At 70.6% G+C, this 22,064-nt stretch carries 25 protein-coding genes; 12 read left to right on the forward strand and 13 right to left on the reverse strand.

What is annotated here, in order from left to right; translation table 11 throughout:
* Positions 1-79: 79 nt before the first annotated feature.
* From OG322_RS31610 to OG322_RS31625, 4 genes are all read right to left on the reverse strand, one after another.
* The gene (locus OG322_RS31610; RefSeq protein ID WP_329307297.1) at positions 80-823 is read right to left on the reverse strand and encodes a Clp protease N-terminal domain-containing protein; all 744 of its coding nucleotides are present in this window, start codon (positions 821-823) and stop codon (positions 80-82) included.
* A gap of 174 nt (positions 824-997) precedes the next feature.
* Positions 998-1,495, reverse strand: coding sequence for a peptidylprolyl isomerase (locus OG322_RS31615; protein WP_123468564.1), 498 nt, complete (start codon positions 1,493-1,495; stop codon positions 998-1,000).
* Between the two features lie 147 nt (positions 1,496-1,642).
* On the reverse strand, positions 1,643-2,155 hold the full coding sequence (locus tag OG322_RS31620; protein ID WP_123468561.1) for a DinB family protein: 513 nt from the start codon (positions 2,153-2,155) through the stop codon (positions 1,643-1,645).
* Positions 2,156-2,194: 39 nt separating this feature from the next.
* Complete coding sequence (locus OG322_RS31625) at positions 2,195-2,995, reverse strand: LysR family substrate-binding domain-containing protein (RefSeq protein ID WP_123468559.1); 801 nt, start codon at positions 2,993-2,995, stop codon at positions 2,195-2,197.
* Positions 2,996-3,053: 58 nt separating this feature from the next.
* Between OG322_RS31625 and OG322_RS31630 the strand changes: the two genes are divergently transcribed.
* Positions 3,054-3,458 carry a DUF5997 family protein gene (locus OG322_RS31630; protein WP_329307298.1) on the forward strand — a complete coding sequence of 135 codons (405 nt, stop codon included), beginning with the start codon at positions 3,054-3,056 and terminating at the stop codon, positions 3,456-3,458.
* Between the two features lie 226 nt (positions 3,459-3,684).
* Here the strand turns inward: OG322_RS31630 and gap are convergent, their stop codons facing one another.
* Entirely contained in the window at positions 3,685-4,683 is a 999-nt protein-coding gene (gene gap / locus OG322_RS31635) for a type I glyceraldehyde-3-phosphate dehydrogenase (protein ID WP_123468553.1), read from the reverse strand.
* 102 nt (positions 4,684-4,785) lie between these two features.
* A complete protein-coding gene (locus OG322_RS31640; RefSeq protein ID WP_123468551.1) occupies positions 4,786-5,742 on the reverse strand; it encodes a GlxA family transcriptional regulator in 957 nt (318 codons plus the stop codon).
* A 215-nt stretch (positions 5,743-5,957) separates the two neighbouring features.
* Between OG322_RS31640 and OG322_RS31645 the strand changes: the two genes are divergently transcribed.
* The 3 genes from OG322_RS31645 (at position 5,958) to OG322_RS31655 (ending at position 8,828) form a co-directional block, all read left to right on the forward strand.
* A complete protein-coding gene (locus tag OG322_RS31645) occupies positions 5,958-6,383 on the forward strand; it encodes a VOC family protein (protein WP_123468549.1) in 426 nt (141 codons plus the stop codon).
* Positions 6,384-6,875: 492 nt separating this feature from the next.
* Positions 6,876-7,787 carry a GNAT family N-acetyltransferase gene (locus tag OG322_RS31650; protein WP_123468547.1) on the forward strand — a complete coding sequence of 304 codons (912 nt, stop codon included), beginning with the start codon at positions 6,876-6,878 and terminating at the stop codon, positions 7,785-7,787.
* Between the two features lie 120 nt (positions 7,788-7,907).
* Positions 7,908-8,828, forward strand: a complete 921-nt coding sequence (locus tag OG322_RS31655; protein WP_329307299.1) for a hypothetical protein — start codon at positions 7,908-7,910, stop codon at positions 8,826-8,828.
* Between the two features lie 7 nt (positions 8,829-8,835).
* Here OG322_RS31655 and OG322_RS31660 read toward each other — a convergent pair whose 3' ends face one another.
* From OG322_RS31660 to OG322_RS31680, 5 genes are all read right to left on the reverse strand, one after another.
* Positions 8,836-9,171, reverse strand: a complete 336-nt coding sequence (locus OG322_RS31660) for a hypothetical protein (protein WP_443066568.1) — start codon at positions 9,169-9,171, stop codon at positions 8,836-8,838.
* Between the two features lie 130 nt (positions 9,172-9,301).
* Positions 9,302-10,306, reverse strand: coding sequence for a HEAT repeat domain-containing protein (locus OG322_RS31665; RefSeq protein WP_123468543.1), 1,005 nt, complete (start codon positions 10,304-10,306; stop codon positions 9,302-9,304).
* A 6-nt stretch (positions 10,307-10,312) separates the two neighbouring features.
* A complete protein-coding gene (locus OG322_RS31670) occupies positions 10,313-10,981 on the reverse strand; it encodes a HEAT repeat domain-containing protein (RefSeq protein ID WP_123468541.1) in 669 nt (222 codons plus the stop codon).
* 182 nt (positions 10,982-11,163) lie between these two features.
* Positions 11,164-11,985, reverse strand: a complete 822-nt coding sequence (locus OG322_RS31675) for an SDR family NAD(P)-dependent oxidoreductase (RefSeq protein WP_329307300.1) — start codon at positions 11,983-11,985, stop codon at positions 11,164-11,166.
* A 28-nt stretch (positions 11,986-12,013) separates the two neighbouring features.
* The gene (locus OG322_RS31680) at positions 12,014-12,427 is read right to left on the reverse strand and encodes a PPOX class F420-dependent oxidoreductase (RefSeq protein WP_123468536.1); all 414 of its coding nucleotides are present in this window, start codon (positions 12,425-12,427) and stop codon (positions 12,014-12,016) included.
* Between the two features lie 148 nt (positions 12,428-12,575).
* On the opposite strand from OG322_RS31680, the gene OG322_RS31685 reads away from it, so the two are divergent.
* The 6 genes from OG322_RS31685 (at position 12,576) to OG322_RS31710 (ending at position 18,266) form a co-directional block, all read left to right on the forward strand.
* A complete protein-coding gene (locus OG322_RS31685; RefSeq protein WP_124286524.1) occupies positions 12,576-13,115 on the forward strand; it encodes a TetR/AcrR family transcriptional regulator in 540 nt (179 codons plus the stop codon).
* A 323-nt stretch (positions 13,116-13,438) separates the two neighbouring features.
* Positions 13,439-14,467, forward strand: coding sequence for an N-acetyl-gamma-glutamyl-phosphate reductase (gene argC / locus OG322_RS31690; RefSeq protein ID WP_266412507.1), 1,029 nt, complete (start codon positions 13,439-13,441; stop codon positions 14,465-14,467).
* Complete coding sequence (gene argJ, locus OG322_RS31695) at positions 14,464-15,618, forward strand: bifunctional glutamate N-acetyltransferase/amino-acid acetyltransferase ArgJ (RefSeq protein WP_123468530.1); 1,155 nt, start codon at positions 14,464-14,466, stop codon at positions 15,616-15,618. The genes argC and argJ overlap by 4 nt, the downstream gene beginning before the upstream one ends.
* Positions 15,615-16,517, forward strand: a complete 903-nt coding sequence (argB, locus tag OG322_RS31700; protein WP_123468528.1) for an acetylglutamate kinase — start codon at positions 15,615-15,617, stop codon at positions 16,515-16,517. The genes argJ and argB overlap by 4 nt, the downstream gene beginning before the upstream one ends.
* Entirely contained in the window at positions 16,514-17,704 is a 1,191-nt protein-coding gene (locus OG322_RS31705) for an acetylornithine transaminase (RefSeq protein WP_123468526.1), read from the forward strand. The genes argB and OG322_RS31705 overlap by 4 nt, the downstream gene beginning before the upstream one ends.
* Before the next feature lie 25 nt (positions 17,705-17,729).
* Entirely contained in the window at positions 17,730-18,266 is a 537-nt protein-coding gene (locus OG322_RS31710) for an arginine repressor (RefSeq protein ID WP_123468525.1), read from the forward strand.
* Between the two features lie 3 nt (positions 18,267-18,269).
* Here the strand turns inward: OG322_RS31710 and OG322_RS31715 are convergent, their stop codons facing one another.
* Together OG322_RS31715 and OG322_RS31720 are read right to left on the reverse strand one after the other, a co-directional pair.
* Positions 18,270-18,971, reverse strand: coding sequence for a L,D-transpeptidase family protein (locus OG322_RS31715; protein ID WP_123468522.1), 702 nt, complete (start codon positions 18,969-18,971; stop codon positions 18,270-18,272).
* 64 nt (positions 18,972-19,035) lie between these two features.
* Positions 19,036-19,629, reverse strand: coding sequence for a pyridoxamine 5'-phosphate oxidase family protein (locus tag OG322_RS31720; protein ID WP_123468520.1), 594 nt, complete (start codon positions 19,627-19,629; stop codon positions 19,036-19,038).
* A 370-nt stretch (positions 19,630-19,999) separates the two neighbouring features.
* Here OG322_RS31720 and OG322_RS31725 point away from each other — a divergent pair, with 370 nt between their 5' ends.
* A complete protein-coding gene (locus OG322_RS31725) occupies positions 20,000-20,644 on the forward strand; it encodes a dihydrofolate reductase family protein (protein ID WP_123468518.1) in 645 nt (214 codons plus the stop codon).
* A gap of 191 nt (positions 20,645-20,835) precedes the next feature.
* Entirely contained in the window at positions 20,836-22,029 is a 1,194-nt protein-coding gene (locus OG322_RS31730) for an argininosuccinate synthase (RefSeq protein ID WP_123468516.1), read from the forward strand.
* Positions 22,030-22,064 lie beyond the last annotated feature (35 nt).

A 22,064-nucleotide genomic window follows, 5' to 3' on the forward strand; every position in this document is an offset into this window, starting at 1 on the left:
CGAGGTGCCCGCCCGTACCGGCGGTCCGGGCATCGGGCCCCGGCACCGCGTCGTCGGGCCGCAGGACGTGCGGGGCCGGTCAGTCCTTCTCGTGTGCCGCGGCGATGAGCGTGAGCGCCTCGGTGATGGCCGTCTCCGCGGTCGCCTTGTCGAGGCCGAGGCCGGTCAGCAGCCCCGTACCGTCCTCGTGCTCCAGCAGGGCGAGCAGGATGTGCTCCGTACCGACGTAGTTGTGCCCCATCCGCAGCGCCTCGCGGAAGGTGAGCTCCAGCGCCTTGCGGGCATCGGCGTTGTAGGGGATGAGCTCGGGCAGCTCCTCCTCGGAGGCGGCCGGCAGTGCCTCGGTGGCGGCCTGGCGGACGGTGTCCAGAGGCACCCCCTGGGCCTTGATGAACGCCGCTGCGAGCCCTTCCGGCTCACTGAGCAGCCCGAGCACGAGGTGCTCGGTGCCGATCTCGCTGTTGCCCGCGGCGCAGGCCTCGTTCTGCGCGGCCATCACGACGTTCTTCGCGCGCGGGGTGAAGCGGCCGAAGCCCTGACTGGGGTCGAGGCCGGTCGGCTCGCCGGGGCCCTTGGCGACGAACCGCTTCTGTGCCGCCTGCCGGGTCACCCCCATGCTCTTGCCGATCTCCGTCCAGGAGGCGCCGGAGCGCCGCGCCTGGTCCACGAAGTGGCCGATCAGGTGGTCGGCCACTTCGCCGAGGTGGTCGGCGGCGATGACGGCGTCCTGGAGCTGGTCGAGGGCGTCGGGGTGGACCTTCTTGATGGCTGCGATGAGGTCGTCGAGACGGATCGGATGCGGGGGACCCGCTGGCTTCGTCATGTGTCAACTTTAGGTTGACAGTACTCCCGCTGTCAACCTTCCGTTGACAGCGGGGTGGGAGTGAGGGCGGCAGTGCCCCGGCCGGCCGCGGAAGCCCCCGATACGACGAACGCGCCGGCCGACGGTGTTCGTCGGCCGGCGCGTCCGGTCAGCTGTTCAGCCAGCGGGTCGGGATCAGAGCACCCCGGAGTCGGCGATGGTGACCTTCGCCTTGGTCCGGCCGCTCTGCGAGCCGAGACCCTCGATCTTGGTGACCAGGTCCAGGCTCTCCTGGTCGGCGACCTCGCCGAACACCACGTGCTTGCCGTCCAGCCACGACGTCACGATGGTCGTGATGAAGAACTGCGAACCGTTGGAGTTCGGTCCGCTGTTCGCCATGGAGAGCAGTCCGGGCTTGGTGTGGGCCAGCTTGAAGTTCTCGTCGTCGAACTTCGCGCCGTAGATGCTCTTGCCGCCGGTGCCGTCACCGCGGGTGAAGTCGCCGCCCTGGAGCATGAACTCGGGGATCACCCGGTGGAAGGACGAACCCTTGTAGCCGAAGCCGTGCTCGCCGGTCGCCAGCTGGCGGAAGTTCTCCGCGGTCTTGGGAACGACGTCGTCGTACAGATTGAAGACGATCCGCCCGGCGGGCTCGTCGTTGATGGTGATGTCGAAGTAAACCTTGCTCGTCATGGAACCATCCTGACATCCGGCCGTGCGGCCCCGACGGGCGGGCGCGGCGAAACGCCGCTCACGGGTGACGGGCCGGGCGCAGGTGGTCGAAGCGGGTGGTGCACGCGACAGCGGCCCCGCACCCGATCCCGCACCCGCCCCTTGCCGTCAGGCTCCGGTGCTGCCGTCGATCCGCTCGCGGAGCAGGTCGGCGTGGCCGCTGTGACGGGCGTACTCACCGATCATGTGCGTGTAGATCCACCGCAGGCTCACCTCGCCGCCCATGAAGGGAGCGGTGTCCTCCAGTGCCCGCGCGGCACAGTTGGCACGGGACAGGACGATCTCGCCCTGCCACGCCGTGAGGGCCTGTGCGAAGGAGGCGTCGGCGGAGATCTCGAAACCCCCGTCCTGGCCGTTGGAACCGGCCGGCGCGGCGTGGGTGGGCGGGGCGTCCTCGGCGGCGAGCACCCGGCGGAACCAGTTCCGCTCGACCTCTGTCAGGTGCTGGACCAGTCCCAGCAGCGTCAGCGACGACGGCGGCACGGAGGCGTCACGGACCTGCTCGTCGGCCAGCCCTTCGCACTTCACGCCCACGGTGGCCCGGTAGAAGTCGAGCCAGCTCTCCAGATTGGTGCGTTCGTCGGCGTTCAGGGGCGGCATCGGGCGTTCGGTGTGCGTCATGATCACCGATCGTGTCACCCGGGTCTGACATTGATGCCGTTACGGCCGTCGGCGGGGCTTTCCGCGCTTGGCGCCCGCGGCGCCCTTGGCCCCCCGGGAGCCCTTCGTCCCCTTCGCGCCTCCGGAGCCGCTCCGGGCACCCTTCCCCGCGGCCGCGCCGGCTGCGGGCTTGCGCCGGGCACCGCCGGTCTCCGGGGCCTTGCGCTTGGGCTGCGCCGTGGGTGCCGTACTGCGGCCCCGGGTGCTGTTCACCGTCCGCCCGCGGACGATCCCGATGAAGTCCTCCACCAGATCAGTGGTCCGGTCCTCCGGCCACGACAACGCGATGCGTGACTCGGGTGCGCCCGAGAGCGGCCGGTACGTGAGGTCCTTGCGGTGGTGCAGGCGGGCGAGCGACTGCGGGACGGCGAGGACGCCCACCCCGGCCGCCACCAACTCGATGGCGTCCGCCGTCGTGGCCGGGCGCTCGATCGCGGGCAGGCCGGGCAGGTCGTCCCAGCCGAGGGTGTCGTCCAGCGGATGCAGCACGATCTCGTCGGCCAGGTCCTCGACGGAGATCTCGTCGACCGCCGCCACCACGTGGTCCTTGGGGATCACGACCACGGTCGCCTCGGTGTAGAGGGGGATCGCGCTGAGGTCCGTCCGGCCGACCGGCAGCCGGACGAAACCCGCGTCGGCGCCGCCACCGAACAGCAGGTCCGACGCCTCGGCGGCGGGCACCGCGACGAGGGTGAGGGGGACGCCGGGCAGGCGCTCGTTCCAGATCCGCACCCACTTGGTGGGCGTCACCCCCGGGACGTACGCGAGCCGGAACGAAGGGGTTGCTTCCGAGCCTGTCACCCCGCCAGGTTACCGGTCGTGGTCAGCGGCGGCGCACACGCTCGATACTCTTGACCCCATGACGTCGCACCAGACCACCCAGACAATGAAGCCCGCGACCGCGGCGAAGAAACTGGGTGTGTACCTCGAGGCCACCCCCACCGAGTTCCAGGAGGGTGTCGTCTCGCGCACCGAGCTGGCGGCACTCCAGTCCGATCCGCCCGAGTGGCTGCAGGAGCTGCGAAACAACGGCCCGCACCCCCGACCGGTGGTCGCCGCCAAGCTCGGCATCTCCATCTCCGGCCTCGCGCGCGGCGGTGTCACGGACGCCCTCACCACGGAGCAGATCGACGCGCTGAAGCAGGACGACCCCGAGTGGCTGCGCAAGGAGCGCGCCATCCAGGCCGAGGTCCGCAAGGAGACGGTGCGCATCAAGGAGCGGAACGCGGAGCGCAGCAGCAAGGCGCAGGAGCCCCGTTCCTGACCCCGGCCGCTGAAACCGCGATGTGGGTGGCCCTCGTTCCGTTCGACCGGAACGAGGGCCACTCACATGTCGTTGCGGCGGCCGGGAATCACGGCGGGGGCTGGGCCCGGGAAGGCGCCCGTCGTGGTCAGGCCGGAGGCGGCGCCGCGCAGGGACCGCACCGCACCGCCGTCCACGGCCGCGTCGAGGCCCTCGTCGGGGCGGTGGAGACCGCCCCCGCGAGCGTTCAGCGAGCGGCGAGGAGCGTCAGCGTGTCGATCACGCGGTTCGAGAAGCCCCACTCGTTGTCGTACCAGGCGGACACCTTGATGTGGCGCCCGTCGACCCGGGTGAGCGCCGAGTCGAAGATCGACGAGGCGGGGTTGCCCGTGATGTCCGACGACACGAGGGGGTCGTCCGAGTATTCGAGCACGCCTGCCAGCGGCCCCTGCGCCGCGGCCCGGTACGCCGCCAGCACCTCGTCGCGCGTCACATCACGGGCCACGGTGGTGTTGAGCTCGACGATCGAGCCCACCGGAACCGGCACGCGGATGGAGTCGCCCGACAGCTTGCCGTCGAGATTCGGCAGCACGAGGCCGATCGCCTTGGCGGCGCCCGTCGTCGTCGGCACGATGTTGACCCCGGCGGCGCGGGCGCGGCGGGCGTCGCGGTGCGGGCCGTCCTGGAGGTTCTGCTCCTGCGTGTAGGCGTGCACCGTCGTCATGAAGGCGTGCTCGATGCCGGCGAGCTCGTCGAGCACCGCGGCCAGCGGCGCGAGCGCGTTGGTCGTGCACGAGGCGTTCGATACGACCGTGTGCAGAGCGGGGTCGTACGCGTCGGTGTTGACGCCGTACGCGAGCGTGACGTCCGCGCCGTCCGACGGCGCCGCGACAAGCACCCTTCTCGCGCCCGCGTCGAGGTGGGCACGGGCCGCCTTGGCCGACGTGAAGCGGCCGGTCGCCTCCAGCGCGATGTCGACGCCCAGCTCGGCCCACGGCAGCCGTGCCGGTTCCCGCTCGGCGAGCACCTTGATGCGGCGTCCGTCGACGACGAGGGTGTCCCCGTCCACGGTCACCGGGCGTCCGAGCCGGCCGGCCGTGGTGTCGAACGCCAGCAGACGCGCCAGAGTGGCGGGCTCCGAGAGGTCGTTGACGGCGACGACTTCGAGGTCGCTGTCGCGTTCGAGCAGCGCGCGCAGCACGTTGCGTCCGATGCGGCCGAATCCGTTGATGGCGATGCGAGTCATGTGAGAGTCCCTTCTCCTCGTCCTCAGCATCGCGCTCGCCGGACCGCCTTGACAGCGGCCTGAACGCCATGGTCCGTAAGGATCTCGCCACCCGGCCGCGGGCTATTCACCCCGGGCGAAGGTGCGCCGGTACTCGCTCGGTGTGGTGCCGAGTATGCGCTGGAAGTGCAGCCGCAGATTCGCACCGGTGCCGAGGCCGACATCGGCGGCGATCTGCTCGACGCCCCGCTCCGACCGCTCGAGCAGCTCACGGGCCACGTCGATCCGGGCCCGCATGACCCACTGCATCGGGGTGTAGCCCGTGTCCTCGGCGAACCGTCGCGAGAACGTGCGGGGCGACACCGCCGCGTGCCGGGCCAGCGCCTCAAGGGTGAGGGGTTCGCCGAGCCGGTGCAGCGCCCACTCGCGGGTGGCGGCGAACCGTTCGCCGAGCGGCTCGGGCACGCTGCGCGGCACGTACTGGGCCTGACCGCCGCTGCGGTAGGGCGCCGCGACCAGGCGCCGGGCCGCGTAGTTCGACGCGGCCACCCCGAGGTCGCCGCGCAGCACGTGCAGGCACAGGTCGATGCCCGACGCGGCGCCCGCCGATGTCAGCACGCCGCCCTCGTCGACGAACAGGACGTTCTCATCGACCCGGACGAGCGGGTACTTGGCCGCGAGGGCCCTCGTGTAGTGCCAGTGGGTCGTGGCGCGGCGGCCGTCGAGGAGGCCCGTGGCGGCGAGGGCGAAGGCGCCGGTCGAGATCGCGGCGAGGCGCGCGCCCCGGTCGTGGGCGGCGATCAGCGCGTCGATGACGGGCTGTGGCGGGTCGTCACGGTCGGGGAACCGGTAGCCGGGCACGAAGACGATGTCGGCCCATTCGAGCGCGTCGAGCCCATGGGTGACGTAGTACGACAGGCCGTCGCCGCCGGCCACGAGGCCGGGTGCCGCACCGCACACCCGTACCTCGTACGGCATGCTCGCGCGGGTCGTGAAGACCTGGGCGGGAATGCCGACATCGAGTGGCTTCGCGCCCTCGAGCACGAGGACGGCGACGTGATGCAGGCGGGCGGCTGGCATGGAAAGGGAGCGTACGCGGCAGTCGGCGTCCCCTGCGGACGGCAAAGGCTGAGGAGGGGATATCCACTCCTCGCCGCCAAGGCCAGGGCCAGGACCTGCGGGCTCCTCGGGCCGGTGCGGCGGCGAACACGGCCGAGGCCGGCCACGACAACCGCAACAGCGAGGAGAGCGCGGTCTCCCCCGGAATCGGCGACCGCTCGCGGCAGAGTGGAGACATGAACGCAGACGACAGGAACATCCTGACCCGATCACGCGTGGCGACCAGACTGCCGGCTCAGGACCTGGACCGGGCGCGGCGCTTCTACTCCGAAACGCTCGGACTGGATCCCGTCGACGAACGGCCGGGTGGGCTGCTGTACCGGTGCGGGGGCGTGGACTTCGTGGTGTTCCGTTCGACGGGAGCCTCGTCCGGAGCCTTCACCCAGATGGCGTGGGAGGTCGACGACATCGAGACGGTCGTGGCGGAGCTGAGGCGTCGAGGCGTGGAGTTCGAGGACGTCGACGCGCCCGGACTCCGTACGCGGGGCGGGATCGCCGAGGTCGAGGGGAACTACCCGAGCAAGGGCGCGAGGGGCGAACGTGGCGCCTGGTTCCGTGACAGCGAGGGAAACCTGCTGGGCATCGGCGAACTGGTCATGTGACAAGGAGCGGTCGTGGGCCCGTCCGCCGCACGTCATGGGCGTGGCGGCCGCGCCCCGGGCTGAGGCCTGAGCGCGTCGCTACGTGACTTCGGCGCAACAGCACCTTCAGCAGCCCCGGACCACGCGGAACGCGGGTCGGACGGCCCTGCGCGCGGACACGTGGGTCAGAGGGACGAAGTCCGTGCCGTGCAGCCCTGGACCCCCGTCGTCGAACCAGCCCTTGGGGGACGAGGTGACGTTGTGGTCGTTGACCGCAGCGAGTGCGGCTGCGGAGAGTGTGGCTTCGGCCAGACACGTTGGTTCCCTCGTTGAGCAGGGGCAACGGCAGGGGCAGGGGGTGGTTGCGCCCCGGTGGAACCGCTCCGGCACCTACGCCGGGCCAGGCCCTGACCGCGACAGAGCATGTGCGTTCTGACGCAAAACCCCTGCGGCACAGGCGCGTTGCTGCTCAGTACGGGCTCAGGTCCATGACAAGGTGGCTAATGTGATCAAGTGACAGAATTCAACGTCCTTGGTGACAGCACACAATGGCAGAAGGACTTCGAGCAGCGGCTGCGCGCCTCGTACACGGCGGCCGGGCTCGGTGCGGCCGCGACGGAGCGCATGGTGGGCGACATCCGCGCAGGCACCGGCGACTGGACGGTCGCCGGGATCACGGACGCCGGGACCCGGGTGGGATACGTCGCCGTGGTCGTGGCCGGCGACGACCCGTTCGCGGGCCGCATCGCTGACCTCCACGTCGAGGCACGCCACGTCGGCCGGGGACACGAGGAGGCCGCCCGGGACTGGGCGGAGCGATGGTGCGCGGAGCGCGGCGCGCGCAGGCTGGACATACGGCTCATCGAGCCCGCAGGCGAGCTGTTCGACGACTACGGCGTCCGGGGCCAGCTCAGGGCGCGACACATCGGCTCCCCGCCGGAACCGGTCGAAGGCGTCACCGTGCGGCCGATGACGCAGGCCGAGTACCCCGAGTGGCTCGCCTCCGAGAAGCTCGCCTACGTCGGCGACATCGTCCGGGCGGGAGCCACGAGCCCCGAGGACGCCGCACGCAAGTCCGACGACGACTTCGCCAAGCTGATTCCCGAGGGCCTGGCGACGCCCGAGACCACGCTGCTGGTGCTTGAGGCGGCGGGCGAGCGGATCGGTACCGGCTGGTTGAAGCACGGCCACCTCCCGGGGGCCACGTATGGCTACTCGCTGCACATCGACGAGCGGTACCGCGGCAAGGGGTACGGCCGGGCCGCGATGGCGTCCGGCGAACAGGCGACGCTCGCAGCCGGTGACTCGGTGCTGATGTTCACCGTGTGGGGCGGCAACGAGGTGGCGATGAGCCTGTACACGAGCGTCGGCTACCGGATCGTGGAGGAGTACCGCTCCCTCGGCCTTCCCCGCTCCGTGGCCTGAGGCCCGGCCGTCCCGTTGGGCGACGATGTCCGAAGCCGACGGCGTCGCCCCTCGCGATCACGTGTGTGCTGAGTACGCGAACTCATGTGCGACAGGGGGTCGCCTGCCAGGCTCCGCGGTATGACGAGTGGCAGAAGCGCGCTGACGGCCCTGCATCTCTTCCTGGTCTGGGCGACGATGGCGGTCACGGTGCCGACGCTCGGGTTCGGGTTGCTGCTGACCGCGTGGGGCGGTGGGGCCGGTGCGGCGGTGCCGGTGCTCGCGCTGGGATTGCCGCTGGCGGTGGGCCTGCTGGCCACGGCGGGTATCCCGGTGCGGGCCGTGGTGCCGCAGTGCGACTCCGTGCCGCAGCGGCTCGGCTGGGCGGTCATGGTCTTCGTCCTGGGCACGCTCGGCGTCCTGGCGGGGCTGGCTGCCTACGGTGGGGACGTCGATCTGGGGAGCGCCGGTACCCGCTTCGCGCTGACGGGCGTGCCGTACGTCGTGGCCGCGGCGCTCTTCGTACCGAGCCGGTGGGTGCGGCTGGGGGCTGTGGCCGTCCTGGCGGCCGCGGTGGCCTACGGGGGCTTCGTCGGCCCGGCGCAGTCTCAGCAGCGCCGGCACGACGCGGAGGTCGCGCGCTACCGGGAACACGCGGAACTGCTGTACCTGGGTGCCGCACCGGCCGGAATGCAGGTGTCCCGTGCCGAGGCCGGGCCCGCCCGCTTCAGTGTCGAATACCGCCCCGTCCGGCAGGACGAGGCGGCGTACGCGGACCTCAACGTGCGCTCGACGCTCTCTCCGGCACCGCGATGCCCCGAGCTGGTGGAGAAGGACGTTTCCTGCACGGTGGACGCGCACGGCACCATGCGTATGGTCCGCACCTTCCCCGGCGGCCGTGCCGTCACCCTCACCCGCCACCTCCAAGGCGCCGAGGCCGAGGTCACCAGCCAGACCCTCGGCGAACCGGCGCTACGCCGTCTCCTGGACACGCTGCACCCGCTGTCGGGCACCGAACTGGCGCAACTGATGCGGGAGAAGAAGATCGACCGCAGGCTCTGAGGCCCGCTCACGGCCAGCCGTGCGGCCCCGGCCCCCGGACGGTGCCCGGGGCCGCGCCACCCGGCACAGCGGTCACGGCGTCGGCGATGTGGTCGGCGTCGAAGGCGTGCCGCATACCCAGGGCGTGGGCGGCGACCCCGATGCCGATCCCGAACGTCTTCTCCCCGAGGGTGTAGTGCTCGGGCGTGACGATCCAGACCAGGGTGAACCAGCCGATCACATGCAGGGCCGCGATGAAGGCGGCCATCCCCGCCATCCGCCGCCACTCGGCCCGGGCCATCGAACCGGCCAGCCGCCGCAGGCGGGAGCGGGTGGCGACCGTCGGGCGGGAGGGGCTGCCCATACGCGCTTTCTTTCGCTTCGCCCCCGATACCTATCGCGTAATACTCGCTATTGCAATTTATGTGCAATAAATCCGTGACGATGTTGGTGCTCCTGGCGGAGCGCGTACGCGGCATCCCGGGCCAGGTCCGTCACCGTGTGTCGCGCTGCCGGAGAAGGTACGCCGCGGTCAGTGCGACGGCGCGGTCCCCGTCATGCGACAGCTCCTCCAGGGCGCGTGACGCCCGCGCCCCCGGGATGCCCGCCAGTGCCTGGGTCAGCCGCCCGCGCGCGGGCGCTTGTGCGGTGTCGTGGGCGAGGCGGTCGACGAGCCCGGCCGCGAGCCGGTCCGCCGTCGCGGTGTCGCTCGCCAGCACGCTCAGCGCGTCGGCCGCGTCGGTGTCGTTCCGTCCCTCCACGATCATGTCGATGAGCGTCGGGACCGCATCGGCCGCACCGCGTGTCCCCAGTGCCAGAGCCGCATGCCCGCGGACCACGGCGTCGGGGCTCGCGAGAGCATCCCGCAGTCGTGCGGTGGCCTCATCGCCGGGCAGCTCGGCCAGGGACTGAACGGCGCGTTCCCGCACCGCGGGCACCGGCGAGCCGAGGCCCTCCGCCAGCAGGGCCGGGCCGCTGTCGCCCGACCGCGCCAGCGCCCATCGGATGGCCCCGGCAACGTTCGGCTCCGTCTCGCTCAGTGCCGCCTCGACCAGGGCGTCCACCGGCACCGGAGCCCCGTCGGCCGACGCGAGGGCCGCACGCTGGCGGGCGTCGGGGCTCTTGGACCCCAGTGCCTGGAGGAGCGCGACGACCTGGAGGACGTCCCCCCACCCGGCGGGTTCCGCGGCATCGATCCGGCGCAGCCGGGTGAGCAGCTCGGTCTCCGCGGCGATGCGTTCGCGCGTCTGGCGGACGAGGCCGTCGACGAGCGCCGATGGCGTGAAGCCGGGATCGTCGAGCGCACGCCCGACCTCACGCAGCGACAGCCCCAGCGACCGCAGGCTCTCGATGTGGAAGACCCGCCGGATGTCCTCCCCGGAGTACTCCCGGTAGCCGGAGCCGGTACGGCCCAAAGGGCGCACCAGGCCGAGTGACTCGTAATGCCGGAGCATGCGGGCACTGACCCCGGACCGCCGCGCCACCTCACCGATCAACACGTCCTGTCATCCCTCCTGTCCGGATCCGCCGAGGGCCACGACGCGCTTCGCCTCCTCGATCGCGAAATCGAATCCGGTGTCAGGGTCACCCAGCAGCCGTTGGGTGGCGAGCGCGTGCGCGCGCACGCGCGGGTCGGGGGCCGTTGCCGCGGCACACAGAGCCGGCGCGACCGCTTCCCCCAGCGCGACCAGCGCCCGGCTGAGACTCAGCTGCGTCTCCCGCCCGCCACGCCCGAGCTGCGTCGCCAGCGCCGCGGCCAGTACGGACTCCTCGCCCTCCGGTACGAGCAGGACCGCGGCCCGCCACGCGCTCCGCGCCACCTCGTCGTCGGCGTCGCTCAGAAGCGTCCGCGTGATCACCGGCCACGCCTGCCGGTCCCCGATCTTGGACAGCGTGTGCAGCGCCTGGCTCCGTGCCTGAGTGCGCTCCGAGCGCACTTCGCCGAGCAGCCCGGGAAGTGTCATGGACACCGGGTGGCGGGTGAGTGCCCAGGTCAGCATGTCGCGGACGAAGAACTCGGGCTCGATCGCACATCGCTCGATGAGCTTGTCGACGAAGCGCGGGTCGGGCGTCGTGCCGACCTCCAGAGCAGCCCGCAGGCGCACGGACGAACGGCCGTCCGCCAACCCCTGGAGCGCTCGTGCCGCATGAGCGTCCTGATTCGTGATCGTCATCGAGACCACCTCCTTGGCCGGCAGTGAAGACCCTGCCACCGTGTCAAGGTCAAATGATCGGGTCTCCCGGGGCTGTTGCCGCCTTCGTCGGCTTCTCGGTCCGGTTGACGCCAACGACGACGATCGACGGTGTGGTCGACACCGGTCACGCCGCTCCCTCGGCCTCTCGTCGCCCCTGTCGTTCAGCCGGCCAACAGCCTCTGGGTGTGCAGGTGGAGCCGCCGAGCTTCCTCGATCGTGAACCCGGGGCCGTGCGGGTCGAGTGGCACGCCCCGCACGAAGGCGCTGAGCGGCGCGGCGGGTGGGTCGTCCAGCACCTTCAGGATCGGGGCCATGGCCTCCTGGACCGACTGGGCGGACCGGCGGATGGTGTCGATCTGCGCCATGACATCCGGCGTGTACTGCCCCGAGAAACTGGTGTTGACTGTTCCCGGGTTGAGCAGTACGTACCGGACCTTCGTCCTCGGTCGGGTTTGCGTGAAGGCGACGCCGAGCAGGTCGTTGAGCCGCCCGCCCTGCATCAGCGCCCGGTGCCCGTCGTACTCCCGTGCAAGCTGCAGGTCCTCCCAGTGGATCTCTCCTTCGCCGCCGGGCCCGGCGATGTTGAGGATGACCGGGTTGTCGGCGGATTCGAGCAGGTGGGCCAGCCCGTGGCTCAGTACGAAGCGGCTGAGGTAGAAGTGGGCGAAGGTGTTCTCGAAGCCTTCGGCGGTGACCAGGCGGGTGGTCCGGAAGTGCCGGGCGCACAGCACCAGGGCGTCGACCTTCGCAAAGGACGACCTGATGCTGTCGACCACCGCTCCGGTCCGGGACAGCCGGCTCAGGTCGGCGTGTATGAAGTGTGCCCGCGCGACCGCGCCACGTTGTGCCGCGGCGTCGAGCCATGCCTTGCCTTTGTCCGCGCTGCGCCCGACGATCACCACCTCCTGCCCTTCTTCCAGGTACCTCTGGGCGACGGCCCTGCCGATGCCGTCTGTGCCGCCGGTGATGACGTAGGTCTTCATCAGGGTGCTCCTTTGCCGCGCCTCCGGCTCACAGGAAGCGGGACGCGATCTTTTCGGCGGTGACGTGAACGGTGACCAGTTCCGGGAGGGGGGCGTACGACTCCGGGTGGGGTTCGGTGTAGGTCTTGTCGGTGTACTTGACCGCCAGTTCGTCCATGCGTTCGCGACTGCCCGCGCTCTCGAGCCGGGCGGTGCCGCTGATCACCGCGTATCCGTACGGTTCGTCCGGCGGGTTGACCGACAGGCTCAGCCGCGGGTCGCGCCGCAGATTGCGCACTTTGAGCTTGTCGACGCCGGTCACGAAGAAGAGGCCGTCGCCGTCCCTCCCCACCCAGACCACTGACTGGTGCGGACTCCCGTCGGGCCGAAGGGTCGCCACGGTGACGAAGATCCTGGAATCGAGGGTTTCCTTCAGTTTCTCGGACATGCGGACCGGGCTCACGCGGGGCTCCTGGAACGAGGGATGACGCGACGCGGTCGCGCCGGGACAACTAAACACCACAACACTGTGGCAGTTGGCCTGCGAATTGCAATAGGGGAGCCGCAGTTGATGGCTCACCGGCCCCAGAGCTGCGTATGCTCCAGTCGCGATGAGAGCTGACGCGGCACGTAACCTGGAGGCGGTCCTGCAGACCGGTGCGCGCCTGCTCGCGCGTGACCCCGGCACGAGCATCGCGGCGATCGCAGCGGCGGCGGGCGTCGACCGACGTACCGTCTACCGTCGCTTCGAGACCCGTGAGGCACTCATGGCCGCTGTCTACGCGGCCAAGCTCGATGCCTGTGAGAAGGTCGTCGCCGAGGCGCGGCTGACCGAGGCTCCCGTGATGGTTGCGCTGCACAGGTATGCGGAGGGCATCATCACCGTCAGCAGGCGTTGGCCGGTGGACGTGCGGCAGATGCGGGACGAGGCCGCCGCCGCCCGCCTCTGCCGACTGATCGGGCAACTCGACGCCTTCATGGACCGCGCGGTGCGCGAGAGCGTCATCCGCCCCGGCCTTCCACTCCGCTGGGCCCGCTCCCAGCTCATTCACCTCACCAGCATCGCCTCACACGAGATGCCGGAGCTGACCACCGCTCAGGGAGCTGACATGGTGGTTCATTCGCTGATCACCGGACTCGGCCCCGCCTGACGGCGCGGCCTCGCAACGCGGACCGACAGGCTTGCCACCGTGGTGTTCCGGCGTCGCGCCCAGCCCGGCTCGGACGGAGTCGTTGTACTCGTCCTGTGCCGTCGTCGCGCTGACCCAGCGGTGACGGACGGCCCCGGTGTGATCCTCGGATGCACTGTGACTCGGCAGGTGAACGACATGGTCGCTGCCCCACGGTCCAATACTCACGCTCGGGCGGGCCGACTCAAGCGCTCGGTCACATCGGGATCCGGCCACACTGATCCATTTCTTTGCATAAAAGTGCAACGCTGCGTATAGTCATGCCATCAACGAGGAGGATTTCGATGGTGGTACGTGCAGCGGTGGCAGGGGCGAGCGGATACGCCGGCGGGGAGCTGCTCCGTCTTCTGCTGGTCCACCCGGAGGTCGAGATCGGGGCCCTCACCGCGAACTCCAACGCGGGACAGCCGCTCGGGGCGTTGCAGCCGCATCTGCGGCCGCTCGCCGGGCGGGTGCTTCAGCCGACCACGCCCGAGGTGCTCGCCGGGCACGACGTGGTGTTTCTCGCGCTGCCGCACGGACAGTCCGCCGCCGTGGCGGAGCAGCTCGGTGACGAAGTGCTCGTGGTGGACATGGGGGCCGACTTCCGGCTCAGGGACGCCGCGGACTGGGAGAAGTTCTATGCCTCGCCGCACGCGGGAACCTGGCCGTACGGCCTGCCCGAGCTGCCCGGTGGGCGGGCCGGGCTGGCGGGGAGCAAGCGTATCGCGGTGCCCGGCTGCTACCCCACCGCCGTGTCGCTCGCCCTCTTCCCGGCGTACGCGGCCCAGCTCGCCGAGCCCGAGGCCGTGATCGTCGCCGCCTCCGGGACCTCCGGCGCGGGCAAGGCGGCCAAGCCGCATCTGCTCGGGTCCGAGGTGATGGGCAACATGTCGCCGTACGGCGTCGGCGGTGTCCACCGGCACACGCCCGAGATGATCCAGAACCTCAGCGCCGCGGCCGGTGAGCCGGTGACGGTCTCCTTCACGCCGACCCTCGCGCCGATGCCCCGCGGCATCCTCGCCACGTGCAGCGCGAAGGCCAGGCCGGGTGTGCGTGCCGAGGCGCTCCGCACCGCGTACGAGAAGGCCTTCGCGGACGAGCCGTTCGTCGATCTGCTGCCCGAGGGGCAGTGGCCCGCGACCGCCGCCGTGTACGGCTCCAACGCCGTCCAGATCCAGGTCGCGTACGACGAGGCCGCCGGGCGGATCATCGTCATCAGCGCCATCGACAACCTCGCCAAGGGCACCGCGGGCGGCGCCCTGCAGAGCATGAACATCGCCCTCGGACTTCCCGAGGACACAGGTCTTTCCACGATCGGAGTCGCACCGTGAGTGTCACGGCAGCACAGGGGTTCTCGGCGGCGGGCATCGCCGCCGGAATCAAGGAGAGCGGCAACCCGGACCTGGCCCTCGTGGTCAACAACGGTCCGCGTCGCGCCGCCGCGGGCGTCTTCACCTCCAACCGTGTCAAGGCCGCTCCCGTCCTCTGGTCGGAGCAGGTACTCAAGGGCGGCGAGGTGACCGCCGTCGTCCTCAACTCCGGCGGCGCCAACGCCTGTACGGGACCGCAGGGCTTCCAGGACACCCACACCACCGCCGAGAAGGCCGCCGAGGTCCTCAAGGGCCACAGCGCCGGTGAGATCGCCGTCGCCTCGACCGGACTCATCGGTCTGCTGCTGCCCATGGACAAGCTCCTGCCGGGCATCGAGAAGGCCGCGGCGGTACTGAGCGAGCACGGCGGCGAGAAGGCCGCCATCGCCATCAAGACCACCGACACCGTGCACAAGACGGCCGTCGCCGGCGGTGCCGGCTGGACCGTCGGCGGGATGGCCAAGGGCGCGGGCATGCTCGCGCCCGGCCTCGCCACCATGCTCGTCGTGCTCACCACCGACGCCGACGTGGACGCCGCCGGGCTCGACACCGCGCTGCGCGACGCGACCCGCACCACCTTCGACCGGATCGACTCCGACGGCTGCATGTCCACCAACGACACCGTGCTGCTGCTGGCCTCCGGGGCCAGTGGAATCACCCCGGATCAGGGGGAGTTCGCCGAGGCCGTACGGGCCGTCTGCGACGACCTGGCCCGGCAGCTGATCGGCGACGCGGAAGGCGCGTCCAAGGACATCCGGATCGAGGTCGTCAACGCCGCGACCGAGGACGACGCCGTCGAGGTGGGCCGCTCCATCGCCCGTAACAACCTCCTCAAGTGCGCCATCCACGGCGAGGACCCCAACTGGGGTCGGGTGCTGTCCGCCATCGGTACGACGAAGGCGGCCTTCGAGCCGGACGAGCTGAACGTCGCCATCAACGACGTCTGGGTCTGCAGGAAGGGCGGCGTCGGCGAGGACCGCGACCTCGTCGACATGCGCTACCGGGAGGTCAGGATCACCGCCGACCTCGCCGCGGGCACCGAGTCGGCCGTCATCTGGGCCAACGACCTCACCGCGGACTACGTCCACGAGAACAGCGCGTACAGCTCATGACCGCCGCGCGGAAGCACACCGCACTCCCGAAGGCGCAGATCCTCATCGAGGCGCTGCCCTGGCTGACCCGGCACAACGGCAAGACCGTCGTCATCAAGTTCGGCGGCAACGCCATGATCGACGAGGAGCTGAAGGCGGCCTTCGCGCAGGACGTCGTCTTCCTGCGGCACGCGGGCCTCAAGCCCGTCGTCGTGCACGGCGGCGGCCCGCAGATCAGCGCCCAGCTCGACAAGCAGGGCCTGGTCAGTGAGTTCAAGGCCGGTCTGCGTGTCACCACGCCCGAGGCGATGGACGTCGTACGGATGGTGCTCGCCGGACAGGTCCAGCGCGAGCTCGTCGGCCTGCTCAACCAGCACGGACCGCTCGCCGTCGGCATGACCGGCGAGGACGCCCACACCATCACCGCCACCCAGCACCGGCCCGTCATCGAAGGCGAGGCCGTCGACATCGGCCGGGTCGGCGAGATCACCGCCATCGACACCGGGGCCATCCAGGCGCTGCTGGACGACGGCCGTATCCCGGTCATCTCCTCGATCGCCCGCTCCGCCGACGACAACCACGTCTACAACGTCAACGCGGACACCGCGGCCGCCGCGCTCGCCGCCGCGCTGAACGCCGAGACGCTGATGGTCCTCACCGATGTCGAGGGCCTCTACGAGGACTGGCCCAACAGCGACGACGTGATCAGCCGCCTCACCGCCACCGAACTGGAGAAGCTCCTGCCGGAGCTCTCCAGCGGAATGGTGCCCAAGATGCAGGGCTGTCTGCACGCCGTGCGCAACGGCGTCGAGACCGCCCGGGTCATCGACGGGCGGGTCCAGCACTCGATCCTGCTGGAGATCTTCACCGACGAGGGAATCGGCACGATGGTCGTGCCCGACGCACAGGGGGAAGCATGACCAACGCGGAGCTCTCGCACCGCTGGAAGACCGCGCTGATGGATAACTACGGCACCCCGAAGCTGTCCCTCGTCAGCGGATCCGGCGCCTACGTCCAGGACGCCGACGGCACCCGGTACCTCGACTTCGTCGGCGGCATCGCGGTGAACGCGCTGGGCCACGCCCACCCCGCGGTCGTCGAGGCGGTCTCCACCCAGATCGCCTCGCTCGGCCACGTCTCCAACCTCTTCATCGCCGAACCGCCCGTCGCGCTCGCCGAGCGGCTGCTCCAGCTCTTCGGCCGCACCGGCAAGGTCTTCTTCTGCAACTCGGGCGCCGAGGCGGTCGAGGCCGCGTTCAAGATCGGCCGGCTGACCGGGCGCGGCCACATGGTCGCCACCGACGGCGGCTTCCACGGCCGCACCATGGGCGCCCTCGCGCTCACCGGCCAGCCCACGAAGCGGGATCCGTTCCTCCCGCTGCCCGGTGACGTCACCCATGTCCCGTACGGGGACGTCGAGGCGCTGCGGGCCGCGGTGACCACCGACACCGCGCTGCTGATCATCGAGCCGATCCAGGGCGAGAACGGTGTGGTCGTCCCGCCCAAGGGTTATCTGGAGGCGGCCCGGGAGATCACCCGGGCCACCGGCACCCTGCTCGTGCTCGACGAGGTGCAGACCGGGATCGGCCGGTGCGGCACCTGGTTCGAGCACCAGGCCCACCAGGGCGTCGAGCCCGATCTGGTCACCCTCGCCAAGGGGCTCGGCGGCGGACTGCCGATCGGCGCCACGGTGGCGTTCGGCGCGGCTGCCGACCTGCTGGAGCCCGGCCAGCACGGCACGACGTTCGGCGGCAACCCGATCGCCTGCGCAGCCGGACTCGCGGTCCTGGACACCCTGGCCGCCGACGGCGCGCTGGACAACGTGAAGCGGCTCGGTGAGCGGATCCGGGAGGGCGTGGAGGGTCTGGGGCACCCCTTGGTCTCCCATGTCCGGGGCTCCGGCCTGCTGCTGGGTATCGTGCTCACCGAGCCCCTCGCCCCCCAGGTGCAGCAGGCGGCTCAGGGAGCCCGACTCCTGGTGAACGCACCCGCACCCGATGTCGTACGGCTGATGCCGCCGCTGATCATCGGTGACGCGGAGGTGGACACGTTCCTTCAGGCACTTCCCGGCGTACTCGACGCGGCACAAGGACGATCCGGAAAATGACGTTCCGGAGAATGAGGCGACGACGATGACCGAGGCGCAGGAATCCGAGCACGGCGGGCCGTCCGTGCCGCAGACCCGCACGGCACGCCACCGCCGGATCGTGGACATCCTGAACCGGCTGCCGGTGCGCTCGCAGAGCCAGCTGGCCAAGCTCCTCGCGGACGACGGACTGAGCGTCACCCAGGCGACGCTCTCCCGGGATCTGGACGAACTGGGTGCGGTGAAGATCCGCAACACCGGCGGCGAGCTGATCTACGCGGTGCCGAGCGAGGGCGGTTTCCGCACCCCGCACGCACCGCTCGGCGGCTCCGCGAAGGAGGAGCGGATGCGGCGCCTCTCCGCCGAACTGCTCATCTCGGCGGAGGCCTCGGCCAACCTCGTGGTGCTGCGCACGCCTCCGGGCGCCGCCCAGTTCCTCGCCTCGTCCATCGACCAGGCCGAACTGCACGACATCCTCGGCACCATCGCCGGTGACGACACACTGATGCTGATCAGCCGCGACCCGGCGGGCGGACAGGCGCTCGCCGACCATCTGCTGCGGCTCGCACAGAACGACCGCTGACGGTCAGTAACGCGTGATCGCGGTCGGGCCCGAGCGGGTTCCGATCGCGAGGTGCGGATGACGGGCCGGATCGGCCCAGGCCAGGATCCGGTCCATCGCGACCGCCGGTACGGAGACGCAACCGGCGGTCGCGCCCCGCCCGTTGACATGCAGAAAGATCCCGGCCCCCCGCCCGCGCACCGGACGGTGGTAGTTGAACCCCACGACCAGCGCACGGACGTACTGCGCCGGATACGTGATCAGTCGCTCGGCCTCGGAGGGCCGGCAGTCGGCGGGCCGCGGCTCCACCCACCGGTTGTACGCCCGCGCCGCGTTGTCCTGACACCACCAGGACCCCTTGTGGACCCGGCGGTAGGAGTAGCGGGTGCCGGGCCGGGCCGCCGCCACCCCGAAGGCGTACGGCAGGTCGTACAGCCCGGTGGGCGTGGTGTCGGTGCCCTGCTTGCGCGACGCCCCCTCGGTCAGCCCGTTCGCCCCGAACCGGGCGGGCGCCGAGCCGGCCGCCACCCAGCGTCCGGAGCGCCTGCTCCACCAGGTGACCGTGCCCGTGGTGGCCCCCGTGGCGGAGGCCTCGGCCGTGATCAGCTGGGAGCCGCCACCCGTGTCGGCCAGCCGCTGCGGCAGCGGCTGGGCCGCAGGGGGCCGGGCCCCGGTCAGGCCGACGAGGGCGAGCAGTACCGAACCGGTCACCAGACATCTGCGCATGTCCCGGACCGTAGTCCGGCCCGTACGGCACCACCTGCGCACCTGCTCCGTACGGCCCAACCGCTCACCGCGCGGGCGGCATGGCGGGCAGCGGGAGCGGCAGCCCCGGCAGCCCGTCGATGCTGGTGGCGACGTGCTCCTTCTTCTCGAAGTAGGCGCTGAGCGAGGCGTCGTCCTCACGCGCGAAGCGCTGGGCGTGCAGCGACCGGTCCTCGTCGTACGACATGTTGGGGACCGCGTATCCGCAGGTGTCCCGGATCAGTTCCGCCGTCACCACGATGATCGCGCGCAGCCCGTGCCGGGTGTGGTCCACCTCGCCGAACCGTCCGAGCAGAGCGGGGAAGCGGGGGTCGTCACGGAGGACCGGCTCGCCGCGGCCGTGCACCCGCACGATGTTCGGCGGACCCTGGAAGGCGCACCACATCAGGGTGATGCGGCCGTTCTCGCGGAGATGCGCCACGGTCTCCGCATTGCTCCCGGCGAAGTCCAGGTACGCCACCCGCAGCTCGTCGAGAACCACGAAGGAACCGCTGACGCCCTTGGGGGAGAGGTTGACCGTGCCGTCGCCGTCCAGCGGCGCGGTCGCCGTGAAGAAGATGTGCTGTTCCTCGATGAAGGTCCGCAGCCGTCCGTCGATGCGTGCGTATGTCTTTCCCATGTGTTCGAGTATCTCCTCCGGTTGCCGGGGGAGCGGGGGGATTTCAGCCGGTGGGACAGGTACGGCCGGCCCCGGGCCAGTCGTACCGCCGCCGCGTGGTCCGTGGCCATGGCTGCCCCTCCCGTGTGTGCCGTAGGTCGATGCCGGCCCCGTACGTCGATGGCCTTTGCCCGCCCGATTCCCGGGTGGAGCTGACGCACCGCCAGGCGATCGAGGTGCCGGTGGCCAACCGCGAGCCGGCACGCCGGGCCGCGGCCGTACGCGGCTGCGGGAGCTCGATGAGAACTGCACGATGCGGCGATGAGTTTTCCCGGCCCGGCCGGTCTACCGTTCGTCAAGTGATCAGAAAGCGCGAAGCAGGAGGAGCGACATGAGCCAGTTGCTGCGGGTCCAGAACTTCACCGTCTCGAGTGACGGGTTCGGCGCCGGTGAGGGCCAGAGCCTCGAGAAGCCGTTCGGCCATGCCGATCCGGGGAACTTGCTCGCCTGGGCCTTTGCCACCGACCACCCACCCATCAAGCGCTCCGAACCCGGTGGCCGAGGTCTGGACGACTACTTCACGCGGGACTACGCCCGCAACATCGGCGCCGAGATCATGGGCCGCAACAAGTTCGGGCCGCAGCGCGGGCCCTGGCAGGACCACGAGTGGCAGGGGTGGTGGGGTGACGAGCCCCCGTTCCACACGCCGGTGTTCGTCATGACGCACCACAGGCGCCCGTCGTTCACGCTCTCCGACACCACGTTCCACTTCGTCGACGGCGACCCGGCCGCGGTGCTCGCCCAGGCGAAGGAGGCGGCGCAGGGCCAGGACGTCCGGCTTGGCGGTGGGGCCACAATCATCCGGGAGTTCCTCGAGGCCGACCTCGTCGACACCCTGCATGTCGCGGTCTCGCCGACAGAGCTCGGCTCCGGGGCCCGGCTGTGGGAGTCCCCCGATGAGCTGCTCGACCGGTTCCACCAGGACGTCGTGCCCAGTCCGAGCGGCGTGACGCACCACCTGTTCTGGCGGAAGTGAGGCCGGACCAGCCGGCCGGCGCGCGGGTTCCGTCACCGGCGCCCACGGCATGGCCGCCGCCCAGCGGCGTCCAGCCAGGGAGTATCGGCGCCACGGGAGCCTTCCACGCGCCCCTCACCTGCAATTTTGACAAACCATACGGAGGAGCGCATAGTTATACCTACGAGTGATCGCACCGTGAGGAGAATCCCGTGACTGAGCGTGTTGTACTCGCCTACTCGGGTGGCCTGGACACCTCCGTCGCCATCGGCTGGATCGCCGAGGAGACGGGCGCCGAGGTCATCGCCGTCGCGGTGGACGTCGGCCAGGGCGGCGAGGACCTGGACATCATCCGCAAGCGCGCACTCGCCTGCGGTGCGGTCGAGGCCGAGGTCGCTGATGCCAGGGACGAGTTCGCCGAGGAGTACTGCCTCCCGGCGATCAAGGCCAACGCCCTCTACATGGACCGCTACCCACTGGTCTCGGCGCTCTCCCGGCCGGCCATCGTCAAGCACCTGGTGGCCGCCGCGAACAAGCACGGCGCGAGCGTCGTCGCCCACGGCTGCACCGGCAAGGGCAACGACCAGGTCCGCTTCGAGGCCGGTATCTCCACGCTCGGCCCCGATCTGAAGTGCATCGCCCCGGTCCGCGACTACGCGATGACCCGGGACAAGGCGATCGCCTTCTGCGAGGAGAAGGACCTCCCGATCGCGACCACCAAGAAGTCCCCGTACTCCATTGACCAGAACGTCTTCGGGCGCGCGGTCGAGACGGGCTTCCTGGAGGACATCTGGAACGCGCCGATCGAGGACATCTACGAGTACACCGCGAACCCGGCCACCCCGCGCGAGGCCGACGAGGTCGTCATCTCCTTCGAGGAGGGGGTGCCGGTCGCCCTCGACGGCAAGCCCGTCACCGTGCTCCAGGCCATCCAGCAGCTCAACGAGCGGGCCGGCGGCCAGGGCATCGGCCGGATCGACATGGTCGAGGACCGGCTCGTGGGCATCAAGTCCCGCGAGGTGTACGAGGCGCCGGGCGCGATCGCGCTGATCACCGCCCACCAGGAGCTGGAGAACGTCACCGTCGAGCGCGAACTGGCCCGCTACAAGCGGCAGGTCGAGCAGCGCTGGGGCGAGATGGTCTACGACGGCCTGTGGTTCTCCCCGCTCAAGCGCGCTCTGGACGGCTTCATCAACGAGGCCAACCAGCACGTCACCGGCGACGTCCGGATGACCCTGCACGCCGGCCGCGCCGTCGTCACCGGCCGGAAGTCCAGCGAGTCGCTGTACGACTTCAACCTCGCCACGTACGACTCCGGCGACACCTTCGACCAGTCCAAGGCGCAGGGCTTCATCGAGATCTTCGGCCTCTCGTCGAAGATCGCCGCCAAGCGTGACCTGGCCTGACCCCTCCCCGTTACGTCACCGCCTCCCCGGCCGCC

The organism is Streptomyces sp. NBC_01260, assembly GCF_036226405.1.
Taxonomy (GTDB): Bacteria; Actinomycetota; Actinomycetes; order Streptomycetales; family Streptomycetaceae; genus Streptomyces; species Streptomyces laculatispora.

What these genes read in the sequence shown, in the direction of transcription:
- OG322_RS31610 (WP_329307297.1), bottom strand. Translation starts at nt 823, where the DNA reads ATGACGAAGCCAGCGGGTCCCCCGCATCCGATCCGTCTCGACGACCTC.
- OG322_RS31615 (WP_123468564.1), bottom strand. Translation starts at nt 1,495, where the DNA reads ATGACGAGCAAGGTTTACTTCGACATCACCATCAACGACGAGCCCGCC.
- OG322_RS31620 (WP_123468561.1), bottom strand. Translation starts at nt 2,155, where the DNA reads ATGACGCACACCGAACGCCCGATGCCGCCCCTGAACGCCGACGAACGC.
- OG322_RS31630 (WP_329307298.1), top strand. Translation starts at nt 3,054, where the DNA reads ATGACGTCGCACCAGACCACCCAGACAATGAAGCCCGCGACCGCGGCG.
- gap (WP_123468553.1), bottom strand. Translation starts at nt 4,683, where the DNA reads ATGACTCGCATCGCCATCAACGGATTCGGCCGCATCGGACGCAACGTG.
- OG322_RS31640 (WP_123468551.1), bottom strand. Translation starts at nt 5,742, where the DNA reads ATGCCAGCCGCCCGCCTGCATCACGTCGCCGTCCTCGTGCTCGAGGGC.
- OG322_RS31645 (WP_123468549.1), top strand. Translation starts at nt 5,958, where the DNA reads ATGAACGCAGACGACAGGAACATCCTGACCCGATCACGCGTGGCGACC.
- OG322_RS31655 (WP_329307299.1), top strand. Translation starts at nt 7,908, where the DNA reads ATGACGAGTGGCAGAAGCGCGCTGACGGCCCTGCATCTCTTCCTGGTC.
- OG322_RS31660 (WP_443066568.1), bottom strand. Translation starts at nt 9,171, where the DNA reads ATGGGCAGCCCCTCCCGCCCGACGGTCGCCACCCGCTCCCGCCTGCGG.
- OG322_RS31670 (WP_123468541.1), bottom strand. Translation starts at nt 10,981, where the DNA reads ATGACGATCACGAATCAGGACGCTCATGCGGCACGAGCGCTCCAGGGG.
- OG322_RS31675 (WP_329307300.1), bottom strand. Translation starts at nt 11,985, where the DNA reads ATGAAGACCTACGTCATCACCGGCGGCACAGACGGCATCGGCAGGGCC.
- OG322_RS31685 (WP_124286524.1), top strand. Translation starts at nt 12,576, where the DNA reads ATGAGAGCTGACGCGGCACGTAACCTGGAGGCGGTCCTGCAGACCGGT.
- argC (WP_266412507.1), top strand. Translation starts at nt 13,439, where the DNA reads ATGGTGGTACGTGCAGCGGTGGCAGGGGCGAGCGGATACGCCGGCGGG.
- argB (WP_123468528.1), top strand. Translation starts at nt 15,615, where the DNA reads ATGACCGCCGCGCGGAAGCACACCGCACTCCCGAAGGCGCAGATCCTC.
- OG322_RS31705 (WP_123468526.1), top strand. Translation starts at nt 16,514, where the DNA reads ATGACCAACGCGGAGCTCTCGCACCGCTGGAAGACCGCGCTGATGGAT.
- OG322_RS31710 (WP_123468525.1), top strand. Translation starts at nt 17,730, where the DNA reads ATGACCGAGGCGCAGGAATCCGAGCACGGCGGGCCGTCCGTGCCGCAG.
- OG322_RS31715 (WP_123468522.1), bottom strand. Translation starts at nt 18,971, where the DNA reads ATGCGCAGATGTCTGGTGACCGGTTCGGTACTGCTCGCCCTCGTCGGC.
- OG322_RS31720 (WP_123468520.1), bottom strand. Translation starts at nt 19,629, where the DNA reads ATGGGAAAGACATACGCACGCATCGACGGACGGCTGCGGACCTTCATC.
- OG322_RS31725 (WP_123468518.1), top strand. Translation starts at nt 20,000, where the DNA reads ATGAGCCAGTTGCTGCGGGTCCAGAACTTCACCGTCTCGAGTGACGGG.